The organism is Stenotrophomonas sp. CCNWLW162 (genome assembly GCF_037203745.1).
Lineage (GTDB): Bacteria > Pseudomonadota > Gammaproteobacteria > Xanthomonadales > Xanthomonadaceae > Stenotrophomonas > Stenotrophomonas maltophilia_AQ.
In genome coordinates this window covers 1-23,493 of record NZ_JBBCBL010000015.1, presented here as the reverse complement: position 1 = coordinate 23,493, position 23,493 = coordinate 1, and the positions used below count along the sequence as shown (strand labels likewise).

Here is a 23,493-nt window from a genome sequence, read left to right as displayed (position 1 = left end):
GGGGGTTGCTCCGTTGGGGCTCAGGCGATGCCGAGCATCTGCTGCATCTGTGCGGTGCTGATCGGTGCACCAGCGAAATCGTCGAAGATCTTGTCGGTGACCGGAATGATGTGGTCACGGATGAAAGCGGCACCTTCGCGTGCACCGGCCTCCTGGTCCTTCAGGCAGCACTCCCATTCCAACGTTGCCCAGCCCTGGTAATCGTACTGGGCCAGCTTGGAGAAGATCGACTTGAAGTCGACCTGGCCATCGCCCAGCGAGCGGAAGCGGCCCGCCCGCTCGGTCCAGTCGGCGTAGCCGCCGTAGATGCCCTGGCGGCCGCTGGGGCGGAATTCCGCGTCCTTGACATGGAACATGCGGATCAGTGGGTGGTAGATGTCCAGGTACTGCAGGTAGTCCAGCTGCTGCAGCACGAAATGGCTGGGATCGAACAGGATGCGGCAGCGCTCGTGCTGGCCGACACGCTCGAAGAAGCGCTCGAAGCTGGTGCCATCGTGCAGGTCTTCACTGGGATGGATCTCGTAGCAGAGGTTGATGCCGTTGTCCTCGCAGGTATCGAGGATCGGCCGCCAGCGCCGTGCCAGTTCATCGAAGGCCGCATCGATCAGTCCCGGCGGGCGCTGCGGGAACGGGAACAGGTAGGGCCAGGCGAACGAGCCGGAGAAGGTGCCCATGTCCTGCAGGCCCAAGCGGCGCGACGCGTGGGCGGCCAGGTGCAGCTGCTGCTGCGCCCATTCGCTGCGAGCCTTCGGATTGCCGCGCAGTGCTTCGGGGGCGAAGCCGTCGCAGAGTTCATCGTAGGCCGGATGCACGGCCACCAGCTGGCCGAGAATGTGGGTGGTCAGCTCGCTGACCTGCAGGCCGTGCTCGGCCAGCGTGCCACGAATGTCGTCGCAGTAGTCCTGGCTGTCGGCAGCGGTGGCCAGGTCGAACAGGCGTGCATCCCAGGCCGGAATCTGCAGCGCCTTGAAGCCGTGGCCGGCCGCCCACGCGGCAATGGCGGTAAGCGAGTTGAACGGGGCCTGGTCGCCGGCGAACTGCGCCAGGTGCAGGCTGGGGCCCTTGAGGGTCTGCATGTGTTGCTCCAATTGTTTGTCGATCAACAAAGAATAGGCGCGAGCATCGATGCGGTCAACACCCGCGTTACACTGCGCGCCTCAGAACGGCAGGCAGGCAGATGGCAGGGCGACCGCGCGAATTCGACAGGGACCAGGCATTGCGCAAGGCAATGCTGCTGTTCTGGCAGCACGGCTATGAAGGCACCTCGATGTCGGCACTGGTCGAAGCACTGGGCATTGCATCGGCGCGCATCTATGCCGCGTTCGGCAGCAAGGAGCAGTTGTTCCGCGAAGCCGTTGCGCTGTACGAGGAAGGCGAAGGCGGCTTCGCGCCGCGCGCGCTGGAGCAGGCCACGCTGCGCGAGGCGATCGGGTCGATGCTGCGTGACGCGGTGCTGACCTACACCCGGCGCGGGCGCCCGCATGGCTGCCTGGTGGTGTCTTCGGCCAGCAGCGTGTCGCCCGATGGCGAGGGCATGCGGGATTGGCTGGCCAGCCACCGCCGCCAGCGAACCGCGGCGATCATTGCGCGCCTGCAGCAGGCCCAGGCCGAAGGGGAGCTGGCCGACGATGCGGCGGTGCAGGCCATGGGCGATCACTTCGCCACCGTGCTGCACGGCATTTCGGTGCAGGCCCGTGACGGCATCAGCCGCGAGCGACTGCTGGCGATGGTCGATGTGGCGTTGACCCCGCTGCCCTGAGTCAAGCCTTCAGGGCGTGCGGAATGCCCGGTGACTGTGCCGAAATCGCTTGTTTCGCCGTGTTTGGGCGCCGCGCAACGAAATCGTAACAATTTGGGGGATAATGGCGGCTTGCGCAGTTTTCCTCCTTTTTGCCGCCCGGCCCGCGCAGGCCGCACGGACGCCTCCTCAGAGCATTCCATGCCCTCCCATTCCGATTCCCGCCGCCTGTCGGGTATGTCGTCTTCCTTCGTTTCCTTCCGCCGCCACCCGCTGGCGCTGGCCTGTGCCGGCGTGGCCCTGGCTGCCAGCTTCGGCGCCTCGGCGCAGGACAGTGCGCCGACCCCGACCGGGCTGGACACCATCACCGTGACCGCCGAACACCGTGAGCAGAACCTGCAGGAAGTGCCGGTCTCGGTCGGCGTGGTGCAGGGCGAGCGCATGCGCGACTTCACCGCTGGGGGTGACGACACCCTGCTGGCGCTGTCCGGCCGCGTTCCGAGCCTGTATGCGGAAACCACCACCGGCCGCATCTTCCCGCGCTTCTACATCCGTGGCCTGGGCAACATCGACTTCTACCTGGGTGCCTCGCAGCCGGTGTCGATCATCCAGGACGATGTAGTCCTCGAGCATGTAGTGCTGAAGTCCAACCCGGTCTATGACGTGGACCAGGTGGAAGTGCTGCGCGGACCGCAGGGCTCGCTGTTCGGCCGCAACACCACCGCCGGCATCATCAAGTTCGACACCCTGAAGCCGACCCAGGAGTACAGCGGCCGCGTCAGCGCCAGCTACGCGACCTACAACAGCGTGTCGATCGACGGCGGCTTCGGTGGCCCGATCAACGACATCGCCTCGTTCCGCGTGTCGGCCCTGTACCAGCACCGCGACGACTACGTCGACAATACCTACAAGGGCCCGAGTGCGGACGGTACGGTCAGCCCGAAGAAGAACGCCATGGGCGGTTTCGATGACCGCAACGTGCGCGCACAGCTGCTGCTGACCCCGAGCGACCAGTTCTCGATCCTGGCCTCGGCCCACGCCCGTGACTACGAAGGCACCTCGACCCTGTTCCTGCGCGGTGCGCTGACCAAGGGCTCGAACAAGACCGACGTGCCGCGTGACCAGGTGGCCTACGACGAAGCCGGCAACAACCCGCAGGCCTACAAGACCTACGGCGGCTCGGTGAAGGCACGCTACGATTTCGGCGCGATCGACTTCACCTCGATCACCGCCTACGAAACCACCTCCGGCTATAGCCGCGGTGACACCGACGGCGGCGCTGCGGTGAACTTCCCGGTCAATGGCGTACCGAACGGTTACGGCCAGTCGATGGGCCGCATCCGTGATCTGGACCAGTGGACCCAGGAATTCCGCCTGGCCAGCCATGACGACAGCGCCCTGCAGTGGCAGGCCGGTGCGTTCTACTTCAATGGCAGCGACACCACCGATTTCTACCAGCGCGCCTGGTTCCTCAACGGTGCTGCACGCAACCCGAACAACTGGGTGCGCCTGCGCAACAAGAACACCTCGTGGGCCGGTTTCGGCCAGCTCAGCTACGCGTTCACCGACAAGTTCACCGTCACCGCCGGCCTGCGCCAGACCAAGGACGAGAAGCACACGCGCCTGCTGAAAACCGCTGACACTGCCGCCGGCGTGGTTACCTACAAGGGCCGCACCGACGTCAAGATGTCCGACACCACCCCGAGCTGGGATCTGAGCGCGATGTATCAGATCACCCCGGACGTGAGCGTCTACGCCAAGGTTGCGCGTGGCTTCCGCGGTCCGACCATCCAGGGCCGTTCGGCGGTGTTCAATGCCGACTTCACCACCGCCGATTCCGAGACCATCCTGTCCTGGGAAGCGGGCGTGAAGAGCAGCCTGTGGGACAACCGCCTGCGCCTGAATGCCACCGCGTTCACCTACACCGTCAACGACATCCAGCTCAACGGCAACGATTCGGACGGCAACGGCGTGCTGTTCAACGCCGACAAGGCAAAGGCCTACGGTTTCGAAGCCGACATGGAGCTGCGCCCGATCCCGAGCCTGACCCTGAGCGCCGGCCTGAGCCTGCTGCACAGCGAGATCAAGGACAAGCGCGTGTACGCGCAGGTCTGCGGCCTCAACGGCCAGGTGGTCTGCACCGTCGGCGACCCGACCATCAAGGTCGGTGCCAACACCTTCGCGCAGATCGATGGCAACCCGCTGCCGAACGCGCCGAAGTACAACGTCAACCTGGCCGCCCGCTACGACTTCCCGGTCAGCGACGCAGGCACCATGTTCGTTTCCACCGACTGGAACAAGCAGGGTTACACCAGCTTCGTGCTGTACGACAGCAAGGAATTCAACTCCAAGGGTGACTTCGAGGGTGGCCTGAAGATCGGCTACTCGGGCAACTACGGTGCCTACGAAGTGGCGCTGTTCGCGCGCAACATCACCAACGAGAAGAACCTCAAGGGTGTGATCGAGAACTACATGGCTGCGGTCTACAACGAGCCGCGCACCGTGGGTGTCTCGCTGAACATGAACTGGTAATGCGCTGTCGCGATGGCGGGCACTGTCCCGCCATCGCATCGACGGAATGCAAAGGGCGGTCCGGTGATCCGGGCCGCCCTTTTCGTTGCTCAATCGGAATCGGCCCCATCATCCCCGGGTGTCCCGCCATGGACCCGATAGCCGGCTGCACGCAGATGCTCCGGCCAGGGCGGCGTGGCCATTTCTTCCAATGCCATCGACAAGCGCGAGGCAAGATGCAGGGGCGCCGACTCCAGCCAGTCAAGGTAGGCATCGCTGCGGATGATGGCGCGAAGTGCGGCGGCGTCATGCCATTGCGATGCCGGCAGCAGGGTGAAGCCGGTCACCTCGAACAGGCGCTGGCGTTGGCGGGCATCCATGCGCAGCGGGAACGCGAGCAGCAGGTCCGGCTGGTAGGCCAGTGTGGTGTGGCCGTAGCGCCACGCGGTGACTTCGGCGCGATCGATGCCGGGTACAGCACCTTCCAGTGCCAGTCCACCGCCGGCTTCGAAGTAGCCATGCATCAGGGCATGCGGGTGCAGCGCAGGCTCGAGCGTGTCCTGCTCGCTGGCATCGGCATCCTGTTCGATCAGTGCGGCCGACAGTGCCAGGTAGTGGACCGAGCGGGAAAGATCCAGCCCGCTGGCCAGTACGGTGTAGGCATTGAGCAGGCTGCTGCGATCGATGCAGGGGTTCTGCGGGGCATCGTCGGCGACCTGTTGTGCCAGCGCGATGTAGCGCTCCGCGCCGTGCGGATCCTTGAACAACACGCGATAACGCTGTGGATCGCGCAGCACCTCAATTGCGGCTTGCAGGTCGCCCCGCGAAAGGGCTTCGCTGATGGACTCGGGCGTCTGTGCCACGGCAACTCCGGATGCGGGTGGGCAGGAAGGTGCTGCAATGCTGCTGGACGCCAGCATCAGCAGCGAGGCTGTCATCCATCGTGATGTGCCGGATTGGAGCCACGCAGGCATGCAGCAACGTCCTTGTCGATCATCGGCAGGGCCGCCCCTGCCGGGCGGCTGATGCGGTCGGTTTTCTTATGCGGGCAGCAGTGCCTGCAGCCGCGATTCCAGTTCCTGCTGGCGCCAGCCGGCCAGTGCGGCAGGCCATTGGCGACGTTCCAGATAGCTTTCGAGGTGCTTGCGCGAGGCTAGGATGCCATCGGGCAGGCCCAGCTCTCGGCTGCGTTCGGCCACCGCATCCTGCAGCTTTTTCAGCGCCTGCTTGTTGCTGTCGTTGGCCGGCAACGCCAGTGGCGCTTCGGCTTCGTCAGCCAGCGGAGTGTCCAGCGCCTGCCACACGGCAGCGGCGAGCTTGCGCGGTGCCTTGGGGAACTGCTCGAACAGCTTGGCCAACGCGTCGGCGTCGGCCGGTGGCGTACGCGCCAGGGTCGCCGCCAGTTCGTTGTCCAGGATCCAGCTGCGCGGGCGGTCGCTGCTGCGTGCCTGCACATCGCGCCAGCGCAGCAGGCGCAGCAGGCGGTGCTGCGCGGCGGCATCAAGGAACTGCGCCGAGCGCATCGACAGGTGCGGCCAGCGGTCCTCGTCATTGGCGACGCTGGCCAGCAGGCGCTCGCCGTCGTCATGCAGCCACTGCTGGCGGCCGAGCGCCTGCAGCTTGGCATCGATGGCGTCATGCATCGCGAACAGATGCTCGACGTCGTCGGCGGCGTACTGCAGCTGCGACTCCGACAGCGGCCGGCGCATCCAGTCAGAGCGGGTCTCGCCCTTGGCCAATGCCACGCCGGTGATCTCAGCCACCAGCTTCTGGTAGCCCATGCCGCCGCCGATGCCGGCCAGTGACGCGCCGATCTGGGTGTCGAACAGCGGTCGTGGAAGCACGCCACAGGCCCACTTGAAGGCGACCAGGTCTTCGCTGGCGCTGTGCATCACCTTGATGATTGATTCGTCGGCCAGCCACGGTGCCAGCGCCTCGGTCATGCCGGGAATCAGCGGGTCGATCAGCAGGATGTCCTGGCCGACCGCCATCTGCACCAGCGCCAGCTGCGGCCAGAAGGTGCGTTCACGAATGAATTCGGTGTCCAGGCCGATGCGGGAGGGGCGCTGCTGGAAGTACGCATCCAGCTCGGTGGGGGTGGTGATCCAGGTTGCCACGGGTCAGGGCCTACTACTCGGGTTTGCTCAGGGAGGGGAGAATAGCCTAACGTCGGTCCGCGTCCGTGCTGAAGGAGATCCCGCTTGCGTTTTCCGCTGTCGTCCGTGCTGTGCACCGCCCTGGCCGTGGCCCTGGCCGGTTGCACGCCGTCGCCCCCCGCGACGGCGGACCGGACGACTGCTGATGAAGCGCGTCCGGCCGCGGACAAGGGCGCTGATGACAACCCGCAGGTGGCCCGGGGCAGTGTGACCATCGCCGGCGAGGATGCCGCCGAGGACGTGCAGCAGTGGACGCCGCCAAGGGTGGACCGGCAGGGCCGCAGCCTGGCCCAGTTGCGCCGTGCCGCAACGCAGGCGTACGCCGATGGCCGCCTGTACGAGGACGCCGACGCGGCCATCCCGCTGTGGCTGGCGGTCCAGGAAGAAGACCCGGATGACCGCCAGGCGCGACTGGGCCTGCAGCGCGCGCGCCAGCGCCTGCAGCAGCAGGCCGATGCGCTGCTGGTACGCCCGCTGAAACAGCGCGAAGCACTGGCCGAGGCCAGCCGCCAGGCACTGGTGCTGCTGACCCTGGCGCCCAAGGACGAGATCGTGCGGGCGCTGCAGGGCCGGGTGGAGAACGCGCAGCGGGTGGTGGCCTACAACCGTGCCGGCGAAGAGGACCTGCGCGCCGACCGGATTGGCGAGGACGGCGACGGTGCGATCGGCAATTTCCGCGAGGCGCTGGCGCTGGATGAACACAACAGCCGGGCGCGCCAGGGCCTGGCAGCGGCTGAGAGCGGGCTGATCCGGCGTGCAGAAGAGGCCGCGCGCGCGCGTGATTTCGCCAGCGCCGGCAGCTGGTTGGCCGAGGCCAGCAAGGTCCGGGACTCGTCGCCGACCATTGCCGATGCATTCGAGCGCATCGAGCAGATCCGGGCGACCGTATTGCTGCAGCTGCGTGACGACGGCCTGCGTGACCTGACCACGCCACAGGGTCTGAAGCCGGCGCGTGAGAAGCTGGGCGAAGCCCTGCGCATCGCCCTGCCGGGTGACCCGGTGGTAGCCCAGCTGCGCGAGCGTATCGACCTGGCCACGCACTATGGCAGCTTCCGACCGGGCCAGGTGTTCAGCGATGCGATGCGTGACGGCGGCCGCGGTCCGCAGATGGTGGTGGTCCCGCATGGGGGCTTCCAGATGGGCGCAGGCGATGCGGAGCCGGGCGCCTCTGATTCCGAACGTCCCTCGCATTACGTGCGTTTCGATCGTGGCTTCGCGATGGCGATCACCGAGGTCACGGTTGGCGATTTCGAGCGCTACGTGAAGGCGACCAACGCGCGGCCACGTGCGAGCCGTCGCGGACATTCGGTGGTCTATGACGAGCGCAGCGGCAATTTCATCCGCCGCAGCGGCGTGGATTGGCGTTCGGATTACGACGGCGCCCGCGCGCTGGGCAATGCCCCGGTGATGCATGTCAGCGTGCGCGACGCCGAGAACTATGCGGCCTGGTTGTCCGAGCAGACCGGTCGCAGCTACCGGTTGCCCAGTGAGGCTGAGTTCGAGTACGCGCTGCGTGGCGGCAGCAGTGGCCGCTATCCGTGGGGCGACGCCGGCATACCGCCGCCTGGCAGCGGCAACTTTACCGGCAGCAAGGATGTGTCGCCCTCGGGGCGGCACTGGCACAACGCCTTCGTCGGTTATGGCGATGGCTGGTGGGGGCCGGCACCGGTGGCCAGCTTCCGGGCCAATGCGTTCGGCCTGCACGACATGGGTGGCAACCTCAGCGAATGGGTGGCCGATTGCTGGCATGCCAGCTACCGGCGTGCGCCCTCCGATGGCGCGGCCTGGTTCAACCCGGGCTGCCGGGCCCGGGTGATCCGTGGCGGCAACTGGGCCAACGCGCCCGAGCAGACCCGCGCCGCCTGGCGGCAGTCACAGGATTCAGACACCACCAACGCGCGCATCGGCTTCCGCCTGGTGCGCGGCATCTGATCGGCGTCCGGCTTCACCCGCTACGGGCATCGGCGCACTAAGATTGCGCCGTACCCGCCGGCCGGCGGGGCTGCTGGAAGATCTCCCGATGAGCAACGATCCCTTCTCCCGCTCGCAGCAGGGCCCGCAGCGGCGCGGCCTGTTCGGCAACATCCGTTGGTGGGTGCTGCTGCTGGCCGCCGGTTACGCCGCGTTCTACTGGTTCTCCAACCGCACGATCGATCCCTACACCGGCGAGAAGGTGATGATCGACAGCAGCCTGGATGCGCGCCAGGAGACTGCACTGGGGCTGCAGGCCTACCAGCAGATCCTGTCGCAGGAACGGCCGATGGACCCGAATGCGCCGATCGCACGCGACGTGCGCGACATCGCCCAGCGACTGATCGCCAAAGTGGACGTGGTTGAGACCGCACTGGCGCAGGAGCACGGTGTGCAGCCGGCGCATTTCGCGCGTGATTTCCAGTGGGAAGTGAACGTGATCCCGTCCGAGCAGGCCAATGCGTTCTGCCTGCCGGGCGGCAAGATGGCGGTGTACATCGGCCTGGTGCCGGTGGCGCGCACCCGCGATGCGATGGCGGTGGTGATGGGCCATGAAATCGCCCATGCGCTGCTACGCCATGGTGCACAGCGCATGGCCCAGCAGAAGCTGACCCAGATCGGGCAGGTGGCTGGCGCAGCCAGCGGCATGGACGCGCAGCAGCAACAGATGATGATGTCGGCGATGGGCTACGGTTACTTGTTGCCGTATGCGCGCAGCCACGAGACCCAGGCTGACGAAGTGGGGCTGATGCTGGCGGCGGCGGCGTGCTTCGATCCACGCGAGGCGGTCCCGCTGTGGCAGCGCATGGGCCAGGCCAGCGGTGGTCAGGCACCACCGGAATTCTCCTCGACCCATCCCAACCCGGGTACCCGCATCCAGAACCTGCAGGCGCTGATGCCCAAGGCGCTCGAGTACCGGCAGAAGTTCTGCGAGCGGGCAAAGTAAAGGGTTGTTCGGCAGGGCTGCGCCCTGCACCTGCTACAAGCCAGAGCAACAGCAACAGCAACAGCAACAGCGTGCATTCCGTGGGATGGCGGGGTGGGTCCGGTTGCGGGAGACGCCGTAAACCCATCCATGGGGGCTTGGCCGCGGCATCCATGCCGCGGACACTCCCGCAACCGGACCCACCCCGCCTTCGACAGATTTCTGCTGCTGTTGGTAGGTGTCGACCTTGGTCGACACGGTAGATCCACGCCATGCGTGGATGCCTGTCGATCTCAACTCGAAATATTCGATTTCGATGGAGATTCATCCACGCGTGGCGTGGATCTACCGACCGTCACCGGGAAACTGTCGAGGGTGGGGTGGTGTGGCTGTGCAGGACCGTTGGCGCCATGGATGGCGCCATCGAGCCCCCATGGATGGGTTTACGGCGTGTCCTGCACAGCCACACCGCCCCGCCATCCCACGGAATACCAGCTTGGCTGTTGCTTCGGCTGTTGCTGTCGCTTGAACGCTTCGGCAGGTGCAGGGCGCAGCCCTGCCGAACAACCCTTTACTTGACCTGCACGTCGATCACGCCGTCGCCGACGCGGGCCTGCAGGGCGTCACCCGGCTGCACCTGATCGACCTGGCGCACCAGTGCGCCATCGTCGCTGCGGGTCAGGATGCTGTAGCCACGGGCCACGGTGGCCAGCGGGCTGACTGCTTCCAGCGAACGCGCCAGCCCGCGCAGGCGCAGTGCGTCGCGCTCCAGCAGACGCTGCATCGCGGCCTGCGGGCGCCCCCGCAGGGCAGCCAGACGGCGCTGCATCGCGTCGAGCTGGCGCTGTGGATGGTGACCGCGCAGCACCGCCGCCGCATGCCGCAGGCGCGCGGCACGGCGTTCCTGCTGCTGATTGAATGCAGCATGCAGGCGCCGGCCCAGATCGAGCTGGCGGCGGCGCAGCAGGTCCAGCCGGGCCTGCGGGCTCTGTGCGTTCAGGCGCAGCAGGGCGCGGTCGGCGCGCTGCATGGCCTGCTGCATCGTATGCCGTTGCAGCTGCACCATGCGCGCGGCCGTGCGGCGCAGGCGCAACGCCAGTTCGCGTTGATCGGGTACCAGCAGTTCAGCTGCCACCGAAGGCGTTGGTGCGCGCAGGTCGGCGGCGAAATCGCTGAGGCTGAAGTCGGTTTCGTGGCCCACCGCCGACACCACCGGGGTGCGGCTGGCGGCGATCGCGCGAGCCAGCACTTCATCGTTGAACGTCCACAGGTCTTCCAGCGATCCACCACCGCGGGTCAGCAGGATCACGTCGTAGCGGCCACTGGCATCAGCGGCCTGCAGCAGGCGGGTGATCTGCGCGGCGGCGCTGTTGCCCTGGACCAGGGTCGGCAGCAGGTCCACTTCCAGCAGCGGGAAACGGCGGCCCAGCACGCTCAGTACGTCGCGAACGGCGGCACCGGTGGGCGAGGTGATCACCGCCAGGCGCTGTACGTGTGCAGGCATCGGGCGCTTGCGTGCCGGGTCGAACAGGCCCTCGGCTTCCAGGCGTGCCTTCAGTTCCTCGAAGGCGCGGCGCAGTGCGCCTTCGCCGGCTTCCTCCATGTGGTCCAGCACCATCTGGTACTCGCCACGCGCGTCGTACAGCGTCACCTTGCCGCGCACCAGCACGCGCATGCCCTCGCGCGGCACGAACTTCAGGTACTGCGCCTTCATCCGGAACATCGCTGCACGCAGCTGCGCGCGCGCATCCTTCAGGGTGAAATACAGGTGCCCGGACGCGGGGCGGGCCACGCTGCCCAGCTCGGCTTCGACCCAGATCGCCGGGAAGCTGCCTTCCAGCAGGTCGCGGGCCAGGGTGTTGAGCTGGCTGGGGGTGAGGACGTCGTTGTTGCGTGGCTGCATGGGTACGGCGGTGACGGGCAGAGCAGGGCGCTCAGGATCGCACGTCAGCGCGCGCCGTGCTGGGCCAGCGCCCACTGCACGTGCTCGCGCACCACGGGCGAGGGATCGTCGATGCGGGTGTGCAGGGCGGCCAACGCATCGGTCGAGGCCGGCGCGTTGCCAAGTGCCACGGCGATGTTGCGCAGCCAACGCTCGTGGCCGCTGCGGCGGATCGGGCTGCCTTCGGTACGGCGCAGGAACTCGGCTTCGTCCCAGGCGAACAACTGGTCCAGGCGCGCGGTGTCCAGATGGTTGCGCGCACGGAAATCGGCTTCGTCGGTGCGCTTGGCGAACTTGTTCCAGGGGCAGACCAGCTGGCAGTCATCGCAGCCGTAGATGCGGTTGCCGATCAACGGCCGCATGTCCTCGGGGATGGCGCCATCATGTTCGATGGTCAGGTAGGAAATGCAGCGACGCGCGTCCAGGCGCTGCGGGCCGGTGATCGCGCGGGTGGGGCAGACATCGATGCAGCGCGTGCAGGTGCCGCAGTGGGCGCTGGCCGGGGCGTCGATCGGCAGAGGGATGTCGATGTAGATCTCGCCGATGAAGAACCAGGAACCGCCATGGCGGTCGATCAGGCAGGTGTGCTTGCCAATCCAGCCCAGGCCAGCGTTGCGCGCCAGTGCGCGTTCCAGCACCGGCGCCGAATCGACGAACACGCGGTAGCCCAGTGGGGCCACTTCGTCGTTGATCTGCGTGGCCAGCTTCTGCAGGCGGTTGCGCATCAGCTTGTGGTAGTCGCGGCCCAGCGCGTAACGGGCCACGTAGGCGCGGCCGGGATCGGCCAGGGTTGCCCAGGCTTCGGTGTCGTCCTTGTGGCTGTAATCCATGCCCACCGAGATCACCCGCACGGTGCCGGGCAGCAGCTCGGCCGGGCGGGCGCGCAGGGTGCCGTGGCGCGCCATCCAGTCCATCGTGCCGTACAGGCCCTGGCCAAGCCAGTCGGCCAGGTGTGCTTCATCCTCGCCCAGCTCGATGCCGGCAATGCCGCAGCGCTGGAAGCCATGCGCACGGGCCAGTTCGCGGATGCGCTGCACGGCCTGGGCCGGATCGACAGGGGCGGGGACGGGGGACATGTGCACCAGTATAAAATCCCCGCATGGCCAACCTTGCCGATCTGTTCGATTCCGCTGCCGCACGTGCGCTTGATGAGCAGGCCTCGGCGCTTGCCGCCGAGGGCGGTTGGGGCCTGATGGCGCAGGCCGGCCAGGCCGCCTGGCAGTGCCTGCTGCAGCACTGGCCGCAGGCGCAGCGGATCGGCGTGGTGGTCGGCGCGGGCAACAACGGCGGCGATGGCCATGTGCTGGCCCGTCACGCGCTGCAGGCCGGGCGCGAGGTGATGGTGATCGCCTTGCCGGGGAAGTCGCCGTCAACCGTGCTGGCACAGCGTGCAGCATCGGAATTCGCCCGCGCGGGGGGCATTGTTGCCGCATTCGACGGCACGCTGCCCGAGGCCGATATATGGGTCGATGGCCTGTTCGGGCTGGGCTTCGACCGCGCGCCGGGGGGCGCGGCGCAGGCGTTGATAACCGCGCTCAACGCGCAAACGGCGCCGGTGCTGGCGCTGGACGTCCCCAGTGGCGTCGATGCCGATCGCGGTGCCGTACCGGGCGTGGCCGTGAAGGCCGCTTTGACCCTGCAGTTCATCGTGCCGCATCGCGGCCTGTATACCGGCGACGCGCTGGATCATTGTGGCCATAAGGTGCTGGCGCCGCTGCAGCTACCCGCGGCCGCATGGCAGGGCGTGTCACCCGCCGCGGAGCACTGGACCCAGGCTCGCTTGCCGGTACTGCTGCCGCCGCGCCGCGCCAATACCCACAAGGGCGAATCCGGCCATGTGCTGTGCGTGGGTGGCAACCACGGCAGCGGCGGCGCCATCGCGATGGCCGCCGAAGCGGCGCTGCGGGCGGGCGCTGGCCTGCTCAGCCTCGGCACCCGCCGCGACCATGTCGGCCCGTTGCTGGCACGCCTGCCCGAGGCGATGACCCACGCGCTGGAAGACGGCGACGCACTGCCGGCGCTGCTGGACAAGGCCAGGGTGGTGGCGATCGGGCCCGGGCTGGGCCAGGACGAGTGGGCACGCGCATTGTTTGCGCGGGTGCTGGCATGCGGCAAGCCGTTGGTGATCGATGCCGATGCCCTGAATCTGTTGGCGCAGGACCCGCGCGCACTGCCCGAAGCCATTCTCACGCCGCACCCCGGCGAGGCTGCGCGTCTGCTCGGTTGCAGCACGCCTGATATCCAGGCCGACCGCTTCACCTGCGCACAGGCGCTGGCCGAACGTTTCCACGCGGTGGTGGTGCTGAAAGGGGCTGGCAGCATCGTGGCCGCCCCAGGACATCGGCCACGACTGATTGCCGCCGGCAATCCCGGCATGGCTGTCGGTGGCATGGGGGACCTGCTCACCGGCATCATCGCCAGCCTGCGCGCGCAGGGCCTGGCCGCCATCGACGCCGCTGCGGCCGGTGCGCTGTTGCATGCGCTCGCGGGCGATGTAGCTGCCGCCGATGGCGCGCGCGGCCTGCTTCCTACTGATCTGCTGTCGCCGCTGCGGCGACTGGCCAACCCGGAACTCTCTCGATGATCGATTTCTTCCTTGCCGACAGCGATGCCACCGAACTGCTCGGGCAGTGGCTGGCGGCCACCCGGCCGCCGCAGGCGCTGATCGAACTGCGTGGCGACCTGGGCGCCGGCAAGTCCACCACTGCGCGGGCACTGCTGCGCGCGCTGGGGGTACAGGGTGCGATCCGCAGCCCGACCTACACCTTGGTCGAGCGCTATCCACTGGCCAGTGGCGGCGAGGCCTGGCACCTGGACCTGTACCGCATCGGCCAGGCCGGCGAACTGGATTTTCTCGGCCTGGACGAGGGCAGCGCGGTGCTGTGGCTGGTCGAATGGCCCGAGCGCGGGGCCGGTGCGTTGCCGCCGACTGACCTGGTGGTAGCCCTGGAAATCGAGGGGCAAGGGCGGCGTGTTCGTCTCACTGGGGCCAGCGACGCAGGACGTGAATGGCTGGAACGGCTTCCCAAAGGGGGCGACTTGCAGGCCATTTCTGCCGGCTGACGAGAACAAACACCGGCAGGTTACGGATTATTAAGGAAAAAGGTGTTGCATTCCGTTCAGCGCGGTGATTGAATCCTGAGCCATGCGCCCGGGGAACCGTCTCATTGCCATCTGTGCCGCCGTCGGACTGAGTCTGGCGAGCGTCAGTGCGTGGGCCGGCGAAGTCCGCCAGGTCCTGCTGAACACCGGCGCGACCGGTACCCGCGCCGAAATCTCGCTGGTTGGCAGCGGCGGCTACAAGACCTTGTCGCTGGCGGGTCCGAACCGGCTGGTGGTCGATTTCCCGGACTCCAGCGCGATACGCAATCTGAAGATGCCGGCTGCGCAGGGCGTGGTCACGGCGGTGCGTACCGGACAGCCGGTGCCGGGTACCTTCCGTGTCGTTTTCGACCTCGCTGAATCGGTGGCGCCGTTCCGCCCGCAGATGCAGCGCGAGGGCAATGAATCCAAGCTGGTGATCGAATGGCCGGGTGATGGCCCGGCCGTGGCCGCCAGCCGTCCGGCGGCGACGCCGACCGTGCCGCCGCCGCAGGCACCGGTTGCCGCACCGGCGCCGACGCCTGCCGAAAGCGCGCAGTCGCGTTCAGACGCCGCGCGTGCCACGGCGCTGCTGACGGCACAGGTGCAGCAGCAGGCCAGCGCGGCCGCTGCCGCACCGGCCACGCCGACGCCGGCACCGTCCACCGCGCCGGCCCAGGTCGCCGCCGCCGGTACCACCTCCAGCAGCACGCCTTCTTCCTCGCCGGCCGCGATCCTCGCCGGCCAGCGCACTGCTGCGGTAGTGACCAATCCGCCGGCTACGGCCCCCGCGCCGATACCGACGACGGTCGTGCCGCCGCGCCCGGTCATGCCCAGCGATGCCTCGCGCATCCGCATGCAGGCCGGCATGCGCCACTTGGTGGTGGCCATCGATCCGGGCCACGGTGGCCAGGACCCCGGTGCGATCGGCCCGACCGGCAAGCGCGAGAAGGATGTGACCCTGGCCGTGGCGCGTGAGCTGGCCCGCCAGGTCAACGCGACGCCGGGCCTGAAGGCTTACCTGACCCGCGACAGCGACGTGTTCATTCCGCTGCCGATGCGTGCGCAGAAGGCGCGTGCGAACAAGGCCGACATCTTCATCTCGATCCACGCTGACGCTGCCGAGAACCGCTCGGCAACAGGTTCATCGGTGTATGTGCTGTCGACCAAGGGCGCCTCTTCGCAGCGCGCCCGCTGGCTGGCGGACAAGGAAAACGCGGCTGATCTGGTCGGCGGCGTGCGCCTGCAGCAGACCGAAGGCACGCTTGCCAACGTGCTGCTGGACCTGGCCCAGAGCGGCTACATGAAGGCGTCCGAGGACGCGGCCGGCCACGTGCTGGGCGGGCTGAAGCGGATCGGCAACAACCACAAGCCGAACATCGAGCGTGCCAACTTCGCGGTACTGCGTACTTCGGACATGCCGGCGATGCTGGTGGAAACCGCGTTCATCTCCAACCCGGACGAAGAGCGCCGCCTGATCGACCCGGCCTACCAGCGCAAGATCGCCGGTGCGGTGCTCGATGGCGTGCATACCTTCTTCAGCCGGCAGCCGCCGCCGGGCACGCTCTACGCGGCCCGCGCCCAGGCCGAGATCGACGCCGCCGGCACCATGGCCGGTGGCAGCAAGTAACCCGTGGTACGCATTGCGTAGGGTAGCGCCGGGCCATGCCCGGCGGAGGGGCGGCTCCGCTATCATCAACCCATGAAGTCTGCTGCCCATTCCGTCCCATGAGCGCGCCCGGCCCGCGTCCGATCCGGCCGTTGCCGGACATCCTGATCAACCAGATCGCCGCCGGCGAAGTGGTCGAGCGTCCTGCATCGGTGGTCAAGGAACTGGTCGAGAATGCGATCGATGCGGGCGCCAGCCGCGTTGATATCGACCTGGAAGAGGGCGGCGTGCGCCTGATCCGCATCCGCGACAACGGCAGTGGCATCGCGCCGGAGCAGTTGCCGCTGGCGGTGTCACGCCACGCCACCAGCAAGATCGCCGACCTCGACGATCTCGAATCGGTGGCCACGCTCGGCTTCCGCGGTGAAGCGCTGCCGTCGATCGCCTCGGTCAGTCGCTTCACCCTGTCCTCGCGCCGCGCGCATGACGAGCATGGCTCGGCGCTGCAGATCGAAGGCGGCAAGATCGGCGAAGTGACCCCGCGCGCGCATGCGCCGGGCACCACCGTGGAAGTACGCGAGCTGTTCTACAACGTGCCGGCGCGGCGCAAGTTCCTGCGCGCTGAGCGCACCGAACTGGGTCATATCGAAGAGTGGCTGCGTTCGCTGGCGCTGGCGCGGCCGGATGTCGAACTGCGCGTGTCGCACAACGGCAAGGCGTCACGCCGTTACAAGCCGGGCGACCTGTACTCCGATACGCGATTGGCTGAAACACTGGGCGAGGACTTCGCCAACCAGGCGGTGCGCGTGGACCACAGCGGTGCCGGACTGCGCCTGCACGGCTGGATCGCGCAGCCGCATTATTCTCGGGCCAGCGCCGACCAGCAGTACCTGTACGTCAATGGCCGTTCGGTGCGCGACCGCAGCGTCGCCCACGCGGTGAAGATGGCCTACGGCGATGTGCTGTACCACGGCCGCCAGCCGGCTTACGTGCTGTTCCTGGAGTTGGATCCGACCCGCGTCGACGTCAACGTGCATCCGGCCAAGCACGAAGTGCGCTTCCGTGATTCGCGGCTGGTCCATGACTTCGTCTACCGCACGCTGAAGGATGCGCTGGCCGATACCCGCGCCGGCATGTCGGCGCAGGAGATCGGTGCTGGCGCCATGCATCCGGTGGATGCGGCCGCTGCACCGATGGCATCGACCGCGGGCGCCTCCGGTTTCGGGCTGGTGCGCGGTCCCGCACCCGGTCCTGGCTCCGGTGGTGGTGGTGGCGGATTCTCAGGCTGGCGCCCGCAGCAGCCGCTGGGCCTGCAGGTAGCCGATGCACCGGCCGCCTACGCTGCGCTGTATGCCGCGCCCTCCGGTGCAGAACGCGGGGCGGCGTTACCGCCGATGCCGACCGAGAACGGGCTGCCGGTGACCAGCGCCGACGCCGGCGTGCCGCCGCTGGGTTATGCGATCGCGCAGCTGCACGGCATCTACATCCTGGCCGAGAATGCCGAAGGCCTGATCGTGGTCGACATGCATGCGGCGCACGAACGCATCGGCTACGAGCGGCTGAAGAACGCGCACGATGGCATCGGCCTGCAGTCGCAGCCGATGCTGGTGCCGATCACGCTGGCGGTGGGTGAGCGCGAGGCGGATACCGCCGAGAGCGAGGCGGATACATTGGCCGCACTCGGCTTCGAGGTGACCCGCGCCGGCCCTGGCTCGCTGCATGTACGCAGTATTCCGGCGCTGCTGGCCCACGCCGAACCGGAAGGCCTGCTGCGTGACGTACTGACCGACCTGCGCGAGCATGGCCAGAGCCGCCGCGTGGCAACTGCACGTGACGAGCTGCTGTCGACCATGGCCTGCCACGGCGCGGTGCGCGCCAACCGGCGGTTGACCGTGCCGGAAATGAACGCGCTGCTGCGCGACATGGAAATCACCGAGCGGTCCGGTCAGTGCAACCACGGCCGACCGACCTGGGCCCGTTTTTCGCTGGCGGAGATCGACCGCTGGTTCCTGCGCGGACGTTGAGGGGAGCATCGATGCGTTATCGGGGAATGGGCGGCCTGCTGGCCGCCTTGTTGTTGGCGGCCTGCAGCCCGGCGACGCCGCCGGCACCGGCCGTTGCTGAAGATCCAGCCTATGCCACCGCGCAGCAGCAGTGGCGCGTGGCGCGTTACCAGGACCTGACCCGGCCCGATGGCTGGACAGCACTGGTTGGCCTGCATTGGCTGCCGAACAAATCGCATTTCGTCGGAAGCGGCGCCACCAATGGCATCCGCCTGGCGGTCGGCCCGGACAAGCTGGGCCTGCTGCGCCGCGAAGGCAGCCAGTGGTGGTTCACCCCGGAAGCGGGCGCCGAGATCAGCCATGACGGCCAGCCGGTGCGCGGCCGCATCCGCATCGACACCGACAAGGATCCGCAGCCGACCCTGCTGGCCTTCGATGGTGGCAAGGGCCAGCTCGGCATCATTCGCCGCGGTCCGCGCGATGCGCTGCGGGTCAAGCACGCTGACGCACCGGCACGCCGCGATTTCGCCGGCCTGGAGTACTGGCCGGGTGGTCCGGACTGGCAGGTGCAGGCGCGCTTCATCCCGCATCCGCCGGGCAAGACCATGCCGATCGTCGATATCACCGGCCTGACCACTGAGATGCCGAATGCCGGTGCGGTCGAGTTCGAGCGCGATGGACGCGCCTGGCGGCTGGAGGCGATCGGTGCTCCCGGGCAGCCGCTGTTCCTGATCTTCGCCGACCGCACCAGCGGCCGCGGCAGTTATCCGGCCGGCCGCTACCTGGACACCGATGCGCCCGGCGCCGACGGCACGGTACGCATCGATTTCAATCACGCCTACAACCCACCGTGTGCGTTCACCGCCTATGCGACCTGCCCGTTGGCGCCACCGGAAAACCGGCTGGACCTGCGCGTGGAAGCGGGCGAGAAGGCCTACCACCTGCCTGAAGGAGAAGGCTGAGATGCCCATCAGATTGTTGTTCCGCGCCACGCTGCTGCTGGCCGCCTGTGTGATCGCGCCACTGGCGTTGGCGCGCAATGCACCCGCGGCTGACGTTGCTGCTGCCGGTACCGCCAAGCCGCCGGTACCCCTGCTGTGGAAGGTAACCGGCCCCGGCGATGCACGCGTGTACCTGCTCGGTTCGTTCCACCTGCTGAAGCCGCAGGACTATCCGTTGTCGCCCGATGTGGAACAGGCCTTCGAGGCGTCGCAGCGGGTGGTATTCGAGCTGTCGCCCGAAGACATGCAATCGCCGCAGCTGGCCAGCCGCATGGTGCAGGCTGCGGTGCGCACCGATGGCAGCGAACTCAAGCGCGATCTTGATGCCGCCACCTGGCAGAAACTGCAGACGTTCGCCACCGAGAACAAGCTGCCACTGGCGCAGATGCAGGGCATGAAGCCATGGTTTGTCGGCTTGAGCATTTCGGTCGGGCAGATGCAGAAGATGGGGCTGGACCCGGCCCTTGGCCTGGATCGGCACTTCATGGAGCGAGCGCAGAAGACTGGCCGCAAGACGGCGGGCCTGGAAGACATCGATACCCAGATCGGCATGCTCGACGGCATGACGGTGCAGGAGCAGCGGCAGATGCTGTCCGAGGCGCTGGACCAGGCTGGCAAGGGCGATGAGCAGGCCCGCCAGCTGCACGACGCCTGGCGCCGTGGCGATGAGCGCGTGCTGTGGACCAAGATGGCGGCGGAGATGCGCCAGCAGTATCCGCAGCTGTACCAGCGCATCAACACCGGTCGCAATGATGCATGGGTGCCCAAGCTGCTGCCGTACCTGCAGGCCGGGCAGGGCGGTACGCTGGTCGTGGTTGGAACACTGCACCTGCTCGGCAATGATGGCGTGGTCGAAAAGCTGAAGGCGAAGGGCTACAAGGTCGAGCGCGTGTGCACGGGGTGCAAGGCGAAACGCTGACGCATCGCGGCTGGACTGCAAAACAGAACGGCGCGCCAAGGGGCGCGCCGTTTTCGTTCCAGCCGGAGCAATGGCTCAGCGGCGCGTCTTGCCGCCGGTACCCGTACCGGTGCCGGGTTCGTTCGGCTTGTTACCTGTGCTGGTGCCGGTACCCGTTCCGGTACCACCCGGACGCGGGCCGCCGAAACCGGTGCCCATGTTGCGCTGGAACTCCTGCCACAGCTCCAGGTTGCGCTCGGTCAGCTGGTTCATCATCGCCCACGGGGTCTGCCCCAGCAGATTGCCCATCTGCTGGCGGAACTGCTGCTGCTGGTCGAGGAAGACCTGCATGCTGCGCTCCAGGTAGTTGCCCATGAAGCCCTGCAGGGAATCGCCGTAGAAGCGGATCAGCTGGCTCAGCAGCTGGGTGGACAGCATCGGTTCGCCGTCCTGTTCCTGGTCGGCGATGATCTGCAGCAGGACCGATCGCGTGAGGTCGTCGCCGCTCTTGGCATCGCGGACTTCGAAGTCTTCACCGTCCAGGATCAGCTGGCGCACGTCCTCGATGGTGATGTAGCTGGAGATCTCGGTGTCGTAGAGACGGCGGTTCGGATACTTCTTGATGATGCGGGTCGCAGCCATGAAGCGGTACTCGTCACAGTAGACGCGCAGCATGGCGCAGTGCAGCAGCCGTTGCAACCGCCTCAGCCCCCGCCAGGCTTGGCTTTCGGCGGCGATCATGTTGCGCAACAAGGGTTTGCGTGCTGCGCAGCATGACTCTCGGCAGGGGGCGGCAGCGCGCGCTGCAACCACCCCGTGCGCGGCTTACCAGCCCATATGGTGGCCGCCGTTGATGTCCAGGTTGCTGCCGGTGATCCACGAGGCCTCGTCGGCCACCAGGAACGACACGCCGTAGGCGATTTCTTCCGGCCTGCCCAGGCGCCCGGTGGGGATGTCGGCGATGATCTTGGCGCGCACTTCCTCCGGCACCGCCATCACCATGTCGGTGGCGACGTAGCCGGGCGAAATGGTGTTGACGGTGATGCCAAAGCCGGCATTCTCGCGGGCCAGCGAGATGGTGAAGCCGTGCATGCCGGCCTTGGCCGCTGCGTAGTTGGCCTGGCCATACTGGCCCTTCAGGCCGTTGATCGAGCTGATCTGGATGACCCGGCCCCAGCCGCGGCGGCGCATGCCCTCGATCACCGGGCGGGTGACGTTGAACACCGAATTGAGGTTGGTGTTGATCACATCGTGCCACTGGTCCGCGCGCATGCGGTGGAAGGTGGTGTCGCGGGTGATGCCGGCGTTGTTGACCAGGATCTCGACCGGCCCGAGCTCGGCCTCGACCGCGCGCACCATCGCCTCGGCGCTGTCCGGATCGGAGACATCACCTGGAAAGATCGACACGCTGTAGCCGCGTTCGGTCATCGCCTGCAGCCAGGCACGGGCCTTGGCTTCGTCGCGGTAATTGGTGGCGACCCGGTGGCCCTGGTCGGCCAGGCGTTGGCAGATGGCGGTACCGATGCCGCCGGTTCCGCCGGTGACCAGTGCGACGCGAGATGTCATGGAATGCTGTCCGGGAATCAGGTGGGGGAAGGGGGATTCTGCAACATCGGCGCGGAAAGTGCGCCGGCCGGCAGCAGGATATCGGTACGCGGCAGCCGCGCCGGGTCGAAGGCCCGTTGCGCGGCGGCGAACAGCGTGTCCAGATCCTGCGCGTGGTCCAGCGCGGCGGGGGCCTGGCCGAGCAGCTGCCAGAGCTGGCGCAGCACCGGCACCGGTCGCGTGCTGTCGACCGCCAGCGCCGCCAGTGACTTGGACAGCTTGTGGCCCGGTGCATCCAGCAGCAGGGGTAGATGCCAGTAGCGCGGCACCGCCAGGCCCAGCGCCTGCTGCAGCAGGATCTGCCGCGCGGTGGAATCGAGCAGGTCGGCGCCACGCACCACTTCGGTCACGCCCTGTGCAGCGTCGTCCACCACCACCGCCAGCTGGTACGCCCAGCAGCCGTCGGCGCGGCGCAGCACGAAGTCGCCGACCTCGGCATGCACGTCCTGCTGCTGTGGGCCACGCAGGCCATCGTCGAAGTGCACGAGGCTGCCAGGCGGCACGCGGAAGCGGACGGCCGGGTCCGGTCTTGGTTGCCGCGCAACGCAGCGATGGTGGATGCCGCCGCTGGCAGCCAGCTCGCTGCGGCTGCAGTGGCAGATGAAGGCCAGATCATCGGCGAGCAGCACATCCAGTGCGGCCTGGTAGACCTCGCCACGGGCGCTCTGCCAGAGGATCGGGCCATCATGGACCAGGCCGAACGCGGACAGTGCCCGCAGTTGTGACTCGGCGGCACCGGGCACGGTGCGCGGCGGATCGACGTCTTCGATGCGCAGCCGCCACAAGCCGCCGTGATGGCGCGCGAGCAGCCAGCTGCCGAAGGCGGCGAGCAGGGATCCGGGGTGGAGCAGGCCGGTCGGCGAGGGCGCGAAGCGGCCGCAGGGAATGGGGGAGGTCATGCAGGCTGAATCGTCGGTCAGGTTGGCGCTTGAATTCAAGCTGACCGCACCGCAAATTGATCGATATCGACCCCTTCCGAGCCGGAATTTCCCATGTTCACCCGTATAGCCCTCTTCCTGGCCACGAACTTTGCCGTGCTGATCCTGGCCAGCATCGTGATGTCGCTGACGGGAACCGACCCCAGCAAGATGAGCGGCCTGCTGATCATGGCCGGCATCTTCGGTTTCGGTGGCTCCTTCATTTCGCTGCTGCTGTCCAAGTGGATGGCCAAGCGCTCCACCGGTGCGGTGGTGATCACCGAGCCACGCAACCAGACCGAGCGTTGGCTGCTGGCCACCGTCGAGCGCCAGGCCAAGGCGGCCGGCATCGGCATGCCTGAAGTGGCGGTGTATGAGGGCCCGGAGATCAACGCCTTCGCCACCGGTGCCAACCGCAACAATGCGCTGGTGGCGGTGTCCACCGGCCTGCTGCACAACATGAGCGAAGACGAGGCCGAAGCAGTGCTGGGCCACGAGATCGCCCACGTCGCCAACGGTGACATGATCACCATGGCGTTGCTGCAGGGTGTGCTGAACACCTTCGTGATCGTGCTGGCCCGCGTGGTCGGCGGCATCATCGACAGCGCGCTGTCGGGCAACCGCGAAGGCGGCGGCCGCGGTTTTGCGTACTACATCATCGTGTTCGTGCTGGAGATGGTGTTCGGCCTGTTCGCCACCATGATCGCGATGTGGTTTTCGCGTCACCGTGAGTTTCGTGCCGATGCCGGCGGTGCCTCGCTGGCCGGCCGCCAGAAGATGATCGCCGCGCTGGAGCGCCTGCAGCTCAACCACGGCCAGAGCACGCTGCCGACCCAGATCGCCGCCTTCGGTATTGCCGGTTCGACGGCGAAGAAGCTGTTCATGAGCCACCCGCCGCTGGAAGAGCGCATTGCCGCACTGCGGGCGTCTACGGTGGCGTAAGCCTCCGCTTCCAAGGTAGTGCAGGAACGCCTGGCCTCGCGCCGGGCGTTTTTGTTTGCGGGGATGCATTGCTGATGCCGGGTCGTGCCCGGCGGATCGTTTCCGCGTCTGCGGAGAGGTGTCACTTTCTTTGCTCGTGCACCGCGCTGCAGGAGCAGCGTGGAACGGCGTAGCCGGCCCGTAGGGTGGCGCAC

The 23,493-nt window shown here is 67.4% G+C and carries 19 protein-coding genes; 11 read left to right on the top strand and 8 right to left on the bottom strand.

Annotated features, from left to right (window positions below):
- Nucleotides 1-20: 20 nt before the first annotated feature.
- The gene (locus V9K93_RS20520; protein WP_136639754.1) at nucleotides 21-1,076 is read right to left on the bottom strand and encodes a sugar phosphate isomerase/epimerase family protein; all 1,056 of its coding nucleotides are present in this window, start codon (nucleotides 1,074-1,076) and stop codon (nucleotides 21-23) included.
- Between the two features lie 101 nt (nucleotides 1,077-1,177).
- Here V9K93_RS20520 and V9K93_RS20515 point away from each other — a divergent pair, with 101 nt between their 5' ends.
- Together V9K93_RS20515 and V9K93_RS20510 are read left to right on the top strand one after the other, a co-directional pair.
- On the top strand, nucleotides 1,178-1,759 hold the full coding sequence (locus V9K93_RS20515; protein WP_046985302.1) for a TetR/AcrR family transcriptional regulator: 582 nt from the start codon (nucleotides 1,178-1,180) through the stop codon (nucleotides 1,757-1,759).
- A 180-nt stretch (nucleotides 1,760-1,939) separates the two neighbouring features.
- Complete coding sequence (locus tag V9K93_RS20510; protein ID WP_337303129.1) at nucleotides 1,940-4,270, top strand: TonB-dependent receptor; 2,331 nt, start codon at nucleotides 1,940-1,942, stop codon at nucleotides 4,268-4,270.
- 89 nt (nucleotides 4,271-4,359) lie between these two features.
- Here the strand turns inward: V9K93_RS20510 and V9K93_RS20505 are convergent, their stop codons facing one another.
- Together V9K93_RS20505 and rnd are read right to left on the bottom strand one after the other, a co-directional pair.
- Nucleotides 4,360-5,112 carry a hypothetical protein gene (locus tag V9K93_RS20505; protein ID WP_248298509.1) on the bottom strand — a complete coding sequence of 251 codons (753 nt, stop codon included), beginning with the start codon at nucleotides 5,110-5,112 and terminating at the stop codon, nucleotides 4,360-4,362.
- Nucleotides 5,113-5,289: 177 nt separating this feature from the next.
- Nucleotides 5,290-6,366 carry a ribonuclease D gene (gene rnd, locus V9K93_RS20500; RefSeq protein WP_046985304.1) on the bottom strand — a complete coding sequence of 359 codons (1,077 nt, stop codon included), beginning with the start codon at nucleotides 6,364-6,366 and terminating at the stop codon, nucleotides 5,290-5,292.
- Between the two features lie 84 nt (nucleotides 6,367-6,450).
- Between rnd and V9K93_RS20495 the strand changes: the two genes are divergently transcribed.
- Together V9K93_RS20495 and V9K93_RS20490 are read left to right on the top strand one after the other, a co-directional pair.
- Entirely contained in the window at nucleotides 6,451-8,337 is a 1,887-nt protein-coding gene (locus V9K93_RS20495) for a formylglycine-generating enzyme family protein (protein ID WP_136639756.1), read from the top strand.
- Nucleotides 8,338-8,425: 88 nt separating this feature from the next.
- Nucleotides 8,426-9,322, top strand: a complete 897-nt coding sequence (locus V9K93_RS20490; protein ID WP_337303128.1) for a M48 family metallopeptidase — start codon at nucleotides 8,426-8,428, stop codon at nucleotides 9,320-9,322.
- A 550-nt stretch (nucleotides 9,323-9,872) separates the two neighbouring features.
- Here the strand turns inward: V9K93_RS20490 and xseA are convergent.
- Nucleotides 9,873-11,204, bottom strand: a complete 1,332-nt coding sequence (gene xseA / locus V9K93_RS20485; RefSeq protein ID WP_337303127.1) for an exodeoxyribonuclease VII large subunit — start codon at nucleotides 11,202-11,204, stop codon at nucleotides 9,873-9,875.
- A gap of 44 nt (nucleotides 11,205-11,248) precedes the next feature.
- Entirely contained in the window at nucleotides 11,249-12,319 is a 1,071-nt protein-coding gene (queG, locus tag V9K93_RS20480; protein WP_337303126.1) for a tRNA epoxyqueuosine(34) reductase QueG, read from the bottom strand.
- 23 nt (nucleotides 12,320-12,342) lie between these two features.
- On the opposite strand from queG, the gene V9K93_RS20475 reads away from it, so the two are divergent.
- The 6 genes from V9K93_RS20475 (at nucleotide 12,343) to V9K93_RS20450 (ending at nucleotide 19,856) form a co-directional block, all read left to right on the top strand.
- Entirely contained in the window at nucleotides 12,343-13,827 is a 1,485-nt protein-coding gene (locus V9K93_RS20475; RefSeq protein ID WP_046985048.1) for a bifunctional ADP-dependent NAD(P)H-hydrate dehydratase/NAD(P)H-hydrate epimerase, read from the top strand.
- Nucleotides 13,824-14,306, top strand: a complete 483-nt coding sequence (gene tsaE, locus V9K93_RS20470; RefSeq protein ID WP_046985047.1) for a tRNA (adenosine(37)-N6)-threonylcarbamoyltransferase complex ATPase subunit type 1 TsaE — start codon at nucleotides 13,824-13,826, stop codon at nucleotides 14,304-14,306. The genes V9K93_RS20475 and tsaE overlap by 4 nt, the downstream gene beginning before the upstream one ends.
- Before the next feature lie 82 nt (nucleotides 14,307-14,388).
- On the top strand, nucleotides 14,389-15,954 hold the full coding sequence (locus V9K93_RS20465) for an N-acetylmuramoyl-L-alanine amidase (protein ID WP_337303125.1): 1,566 nt from the start codon (nucleotides 14,389-14,391) through the stop codon (nucleotides 15,952-15,954).
- A gap of 98 nt (nucleotides 15,955-16,052) precedes the next feature.
- Entirely contained in the window at nucleotides 16,053-17,957 is a 1,905-nt protein-coding gene (gene mutL / locus V9K93_RS20460; protein ID WP_295379845.1) for a DNA mismatch repair endonuclease MutL, read from the top strand.
- 11 nt (nucleotides 17,958-17,968) lie between these two features.
- Nucleotides 17,969-18,898 carry a DUF1684 domain-containing protein gene (locus tag V9K93_RS20455; RefSeq protein ID WP_046985044.1) on the top strand — a complete coding sequence of 310 codons (930 nt, stop codon included), beginning with the start codon at nucleotides 17,969-17,971 and terminating at the stop codon, nucleotides 18,896-18,898.
- 1 nt (nucleotide 18,899) lies between these two features.
- On the top strand, nucleotides 18,900-19,856 hold the full coding sequence (locus V9K93_RS20450) for a TraB/GumN family protein (RefSeq protein WP_253079391.1): 957 nt from the start codon (nucleotides 18,900-18,902) through the stop codon (nucleotides 19,854-19,856).
- A 75-nt stretch (nucleotides 19,857-19,931) separates the two neighbouring features.
- On the opposite strand, the gene phaR is transcribed toward V9K93_RS20450, so the two are convergent.
- From phaR to gluQRS, 3 genes are all read right to left on the bottom strand, one after another.
- Complete coding sequence (gene phaR / locus V9K93_RS20445; RefSeq protein WP_012511655.1) at nucleotides 19,932-20,477, bottom strand: polyhydroxyalkanoate synthesis repressor PhaR; 546 nt, start codon at nucleotides 20,475-20,477, stop codon at nucleotides 19,932-19,934.
- A gap of 183 nt (nucleotides 20,478-20,660) precedes the next feature.
- Entirely contained in the window at nucleotides 20,661-21,401 is a 741-nt protein-coding gene (locus tag V9K93_RS20440) for a beta-ketoacyl-ACP reductase (RefSeq protein WP_136639846.1), read from the bottom strand.
- Between the two features lie 17 nt (nucleotides 21,402-21,418).
- Nucleotides 21,419-22,339 (bottom strand): tRNA glutamyl-Q(34) synthetase GluQRS, encoded by a 921-nt coding sequence (gluQRS, locus tag V9K93_RS20435; RefSeq protein ID WP_136639847.1) that lies wholly within the window; start codon nucleotides 22,337-22,339, stop codon nucleotides 21,419-21,421.
- A 93-nt stretch (nucleotides 22,340-22,432) separates the two neighbouring features.
- Here gluQRS and htpX point away from each other — a divergent pair, with 93 nt between their 5' ends.
- Nucleotides 22,433-23,299, top strand: coding sequence for a protease HtpX (gene htpX / locus V9K93_RS20430; protein WP_019336842.1), 867 nt, complete (start codon nucleotides 22,433-22,435; stop codon nucleotides 23,297-23,299).
- Nucleotides 23,300-23,493 lie beyond the last annotated feature (194 nt).

What these genes read in the sequence shown, in the direction of transcription:
- V9K93_RS20440 (WP_136639846.1), bottom strand. Translation starts at nt 21,401, where the DNA reads ATGACATCTCGCGTCGCACTGGTCACCGGCGGAACCGGCGGCATCGGT.
- V9K93_RS20510 (WP_337303129.1), top strand. Translation starts at nt 1,940, where the DNA reads ATGCCCTCCCATTCCGATTCCCGCCGCCTGTCGGGTATGTCGTCTTCC.
- xseA (WP_337303127.1), bottom strand. Translation starts at nt 11,204, where the DNA reads ATGCAGCCACGCAACAACGACGTCCTCACCCCCAGCCAGCTCAACACC.
- queG (WP_337303126.1), bottom strand. Translation starts at nt 12,319, where the DNA reads ATGTCCCCCGTCCCCGCCCCTGTCGATCCGGCCCAGGCCGTGCAGCGC.
- mutL (WP_295379845.1), top strand. Translation starts at nt 16,053, where the DNA reads ATGAGCGCGCCCGGCCCGCGTCCGATCCGGCCGTTGCCGGACATCCTG.
- htpX (WP_019336842.1), top strand. Translation starts at nt 22,433, where the DNA reads ATGTTCACCCGTATAGCCCTCTTCCTGGCCACGAACTTTGCCGTGCTG.
- V9K93_RS20515 (WP_046985302.1), top strand. Translation starts at nt 1,178, where the DNA reads ATGGCAGGGCGACCGCGCGAATTCGACAGGGACCAGGCATTGCGCAAG.
- V9K93_RS20490 (WP_337303128.1), top strand. Translation starts at nt 8,426, where the DNA reads ATGAGCAACGATCCCTTCTCCCGCTCGCAGCAGGGCCCGCAGCGGCGC.
- tsaE (WP_046985047.1), top strand. Translation starts at nt 13,824, where the DNA reads ATGATCGATTTCTTCCTTGCCGACAGCGATGCCACCGAACTGCTCGGG.
- phaR (WP_012511655.1), bottom strand. Translation starts at nt 20,477, where the DNA reads ATGGCTGCGACCCGCATCATCAAGAAGTATCCGAACCGCCGTCTCTAC.
- V9K93_RS20520 (WP_136639754.1), bottom strand. Translation starts at nt 1,076, where the DNA reads ATGCAGACCCTCAAGGGCCCCAGCCTGCACCTGGCGCAGTTCGCCGGC.
- V9K93_RS20450 (WP_253079391.1), top strand. Translation starts at nt 18,900, where the DNA reads ATGCCCATCAGATTGTTGTTCCGCGCCACGCTGCTGCTGGCCGCCTGT.
- V9K93_RS20465 (WP_337303125.1), top strand. Translation starts at nt 14,389, where the DNA reads ATGCGCCCGGGGAACCGTCTCATTGCCATCTGTGCCGCCGTCGGACTG.
- V9K93_RS20475 (WP_046985048.1), top strand. Translation starts at nt 12,343, where the DNA reads ATGGCCAACCTTGCCGATCTGTTCGATTCCGCTGCCGCACGTGCGCTT.
- V9K93_RS20455 (WP_046985044.1), top strand. Translation starts at nt 17,969, where the DNA reads ATGCGTTATCGGGGAATGGGCGGCCTGCTGGCCGCCTTGTTGTTGGCG.
- gluQRS (WP_136639847.1), bottom strand. Translation starts at nt 22,339, where the DNA reads ATGACCTCCCCCATTCCCTGCGGCCGCTTCGCGCCCTCGCCGACCGGC.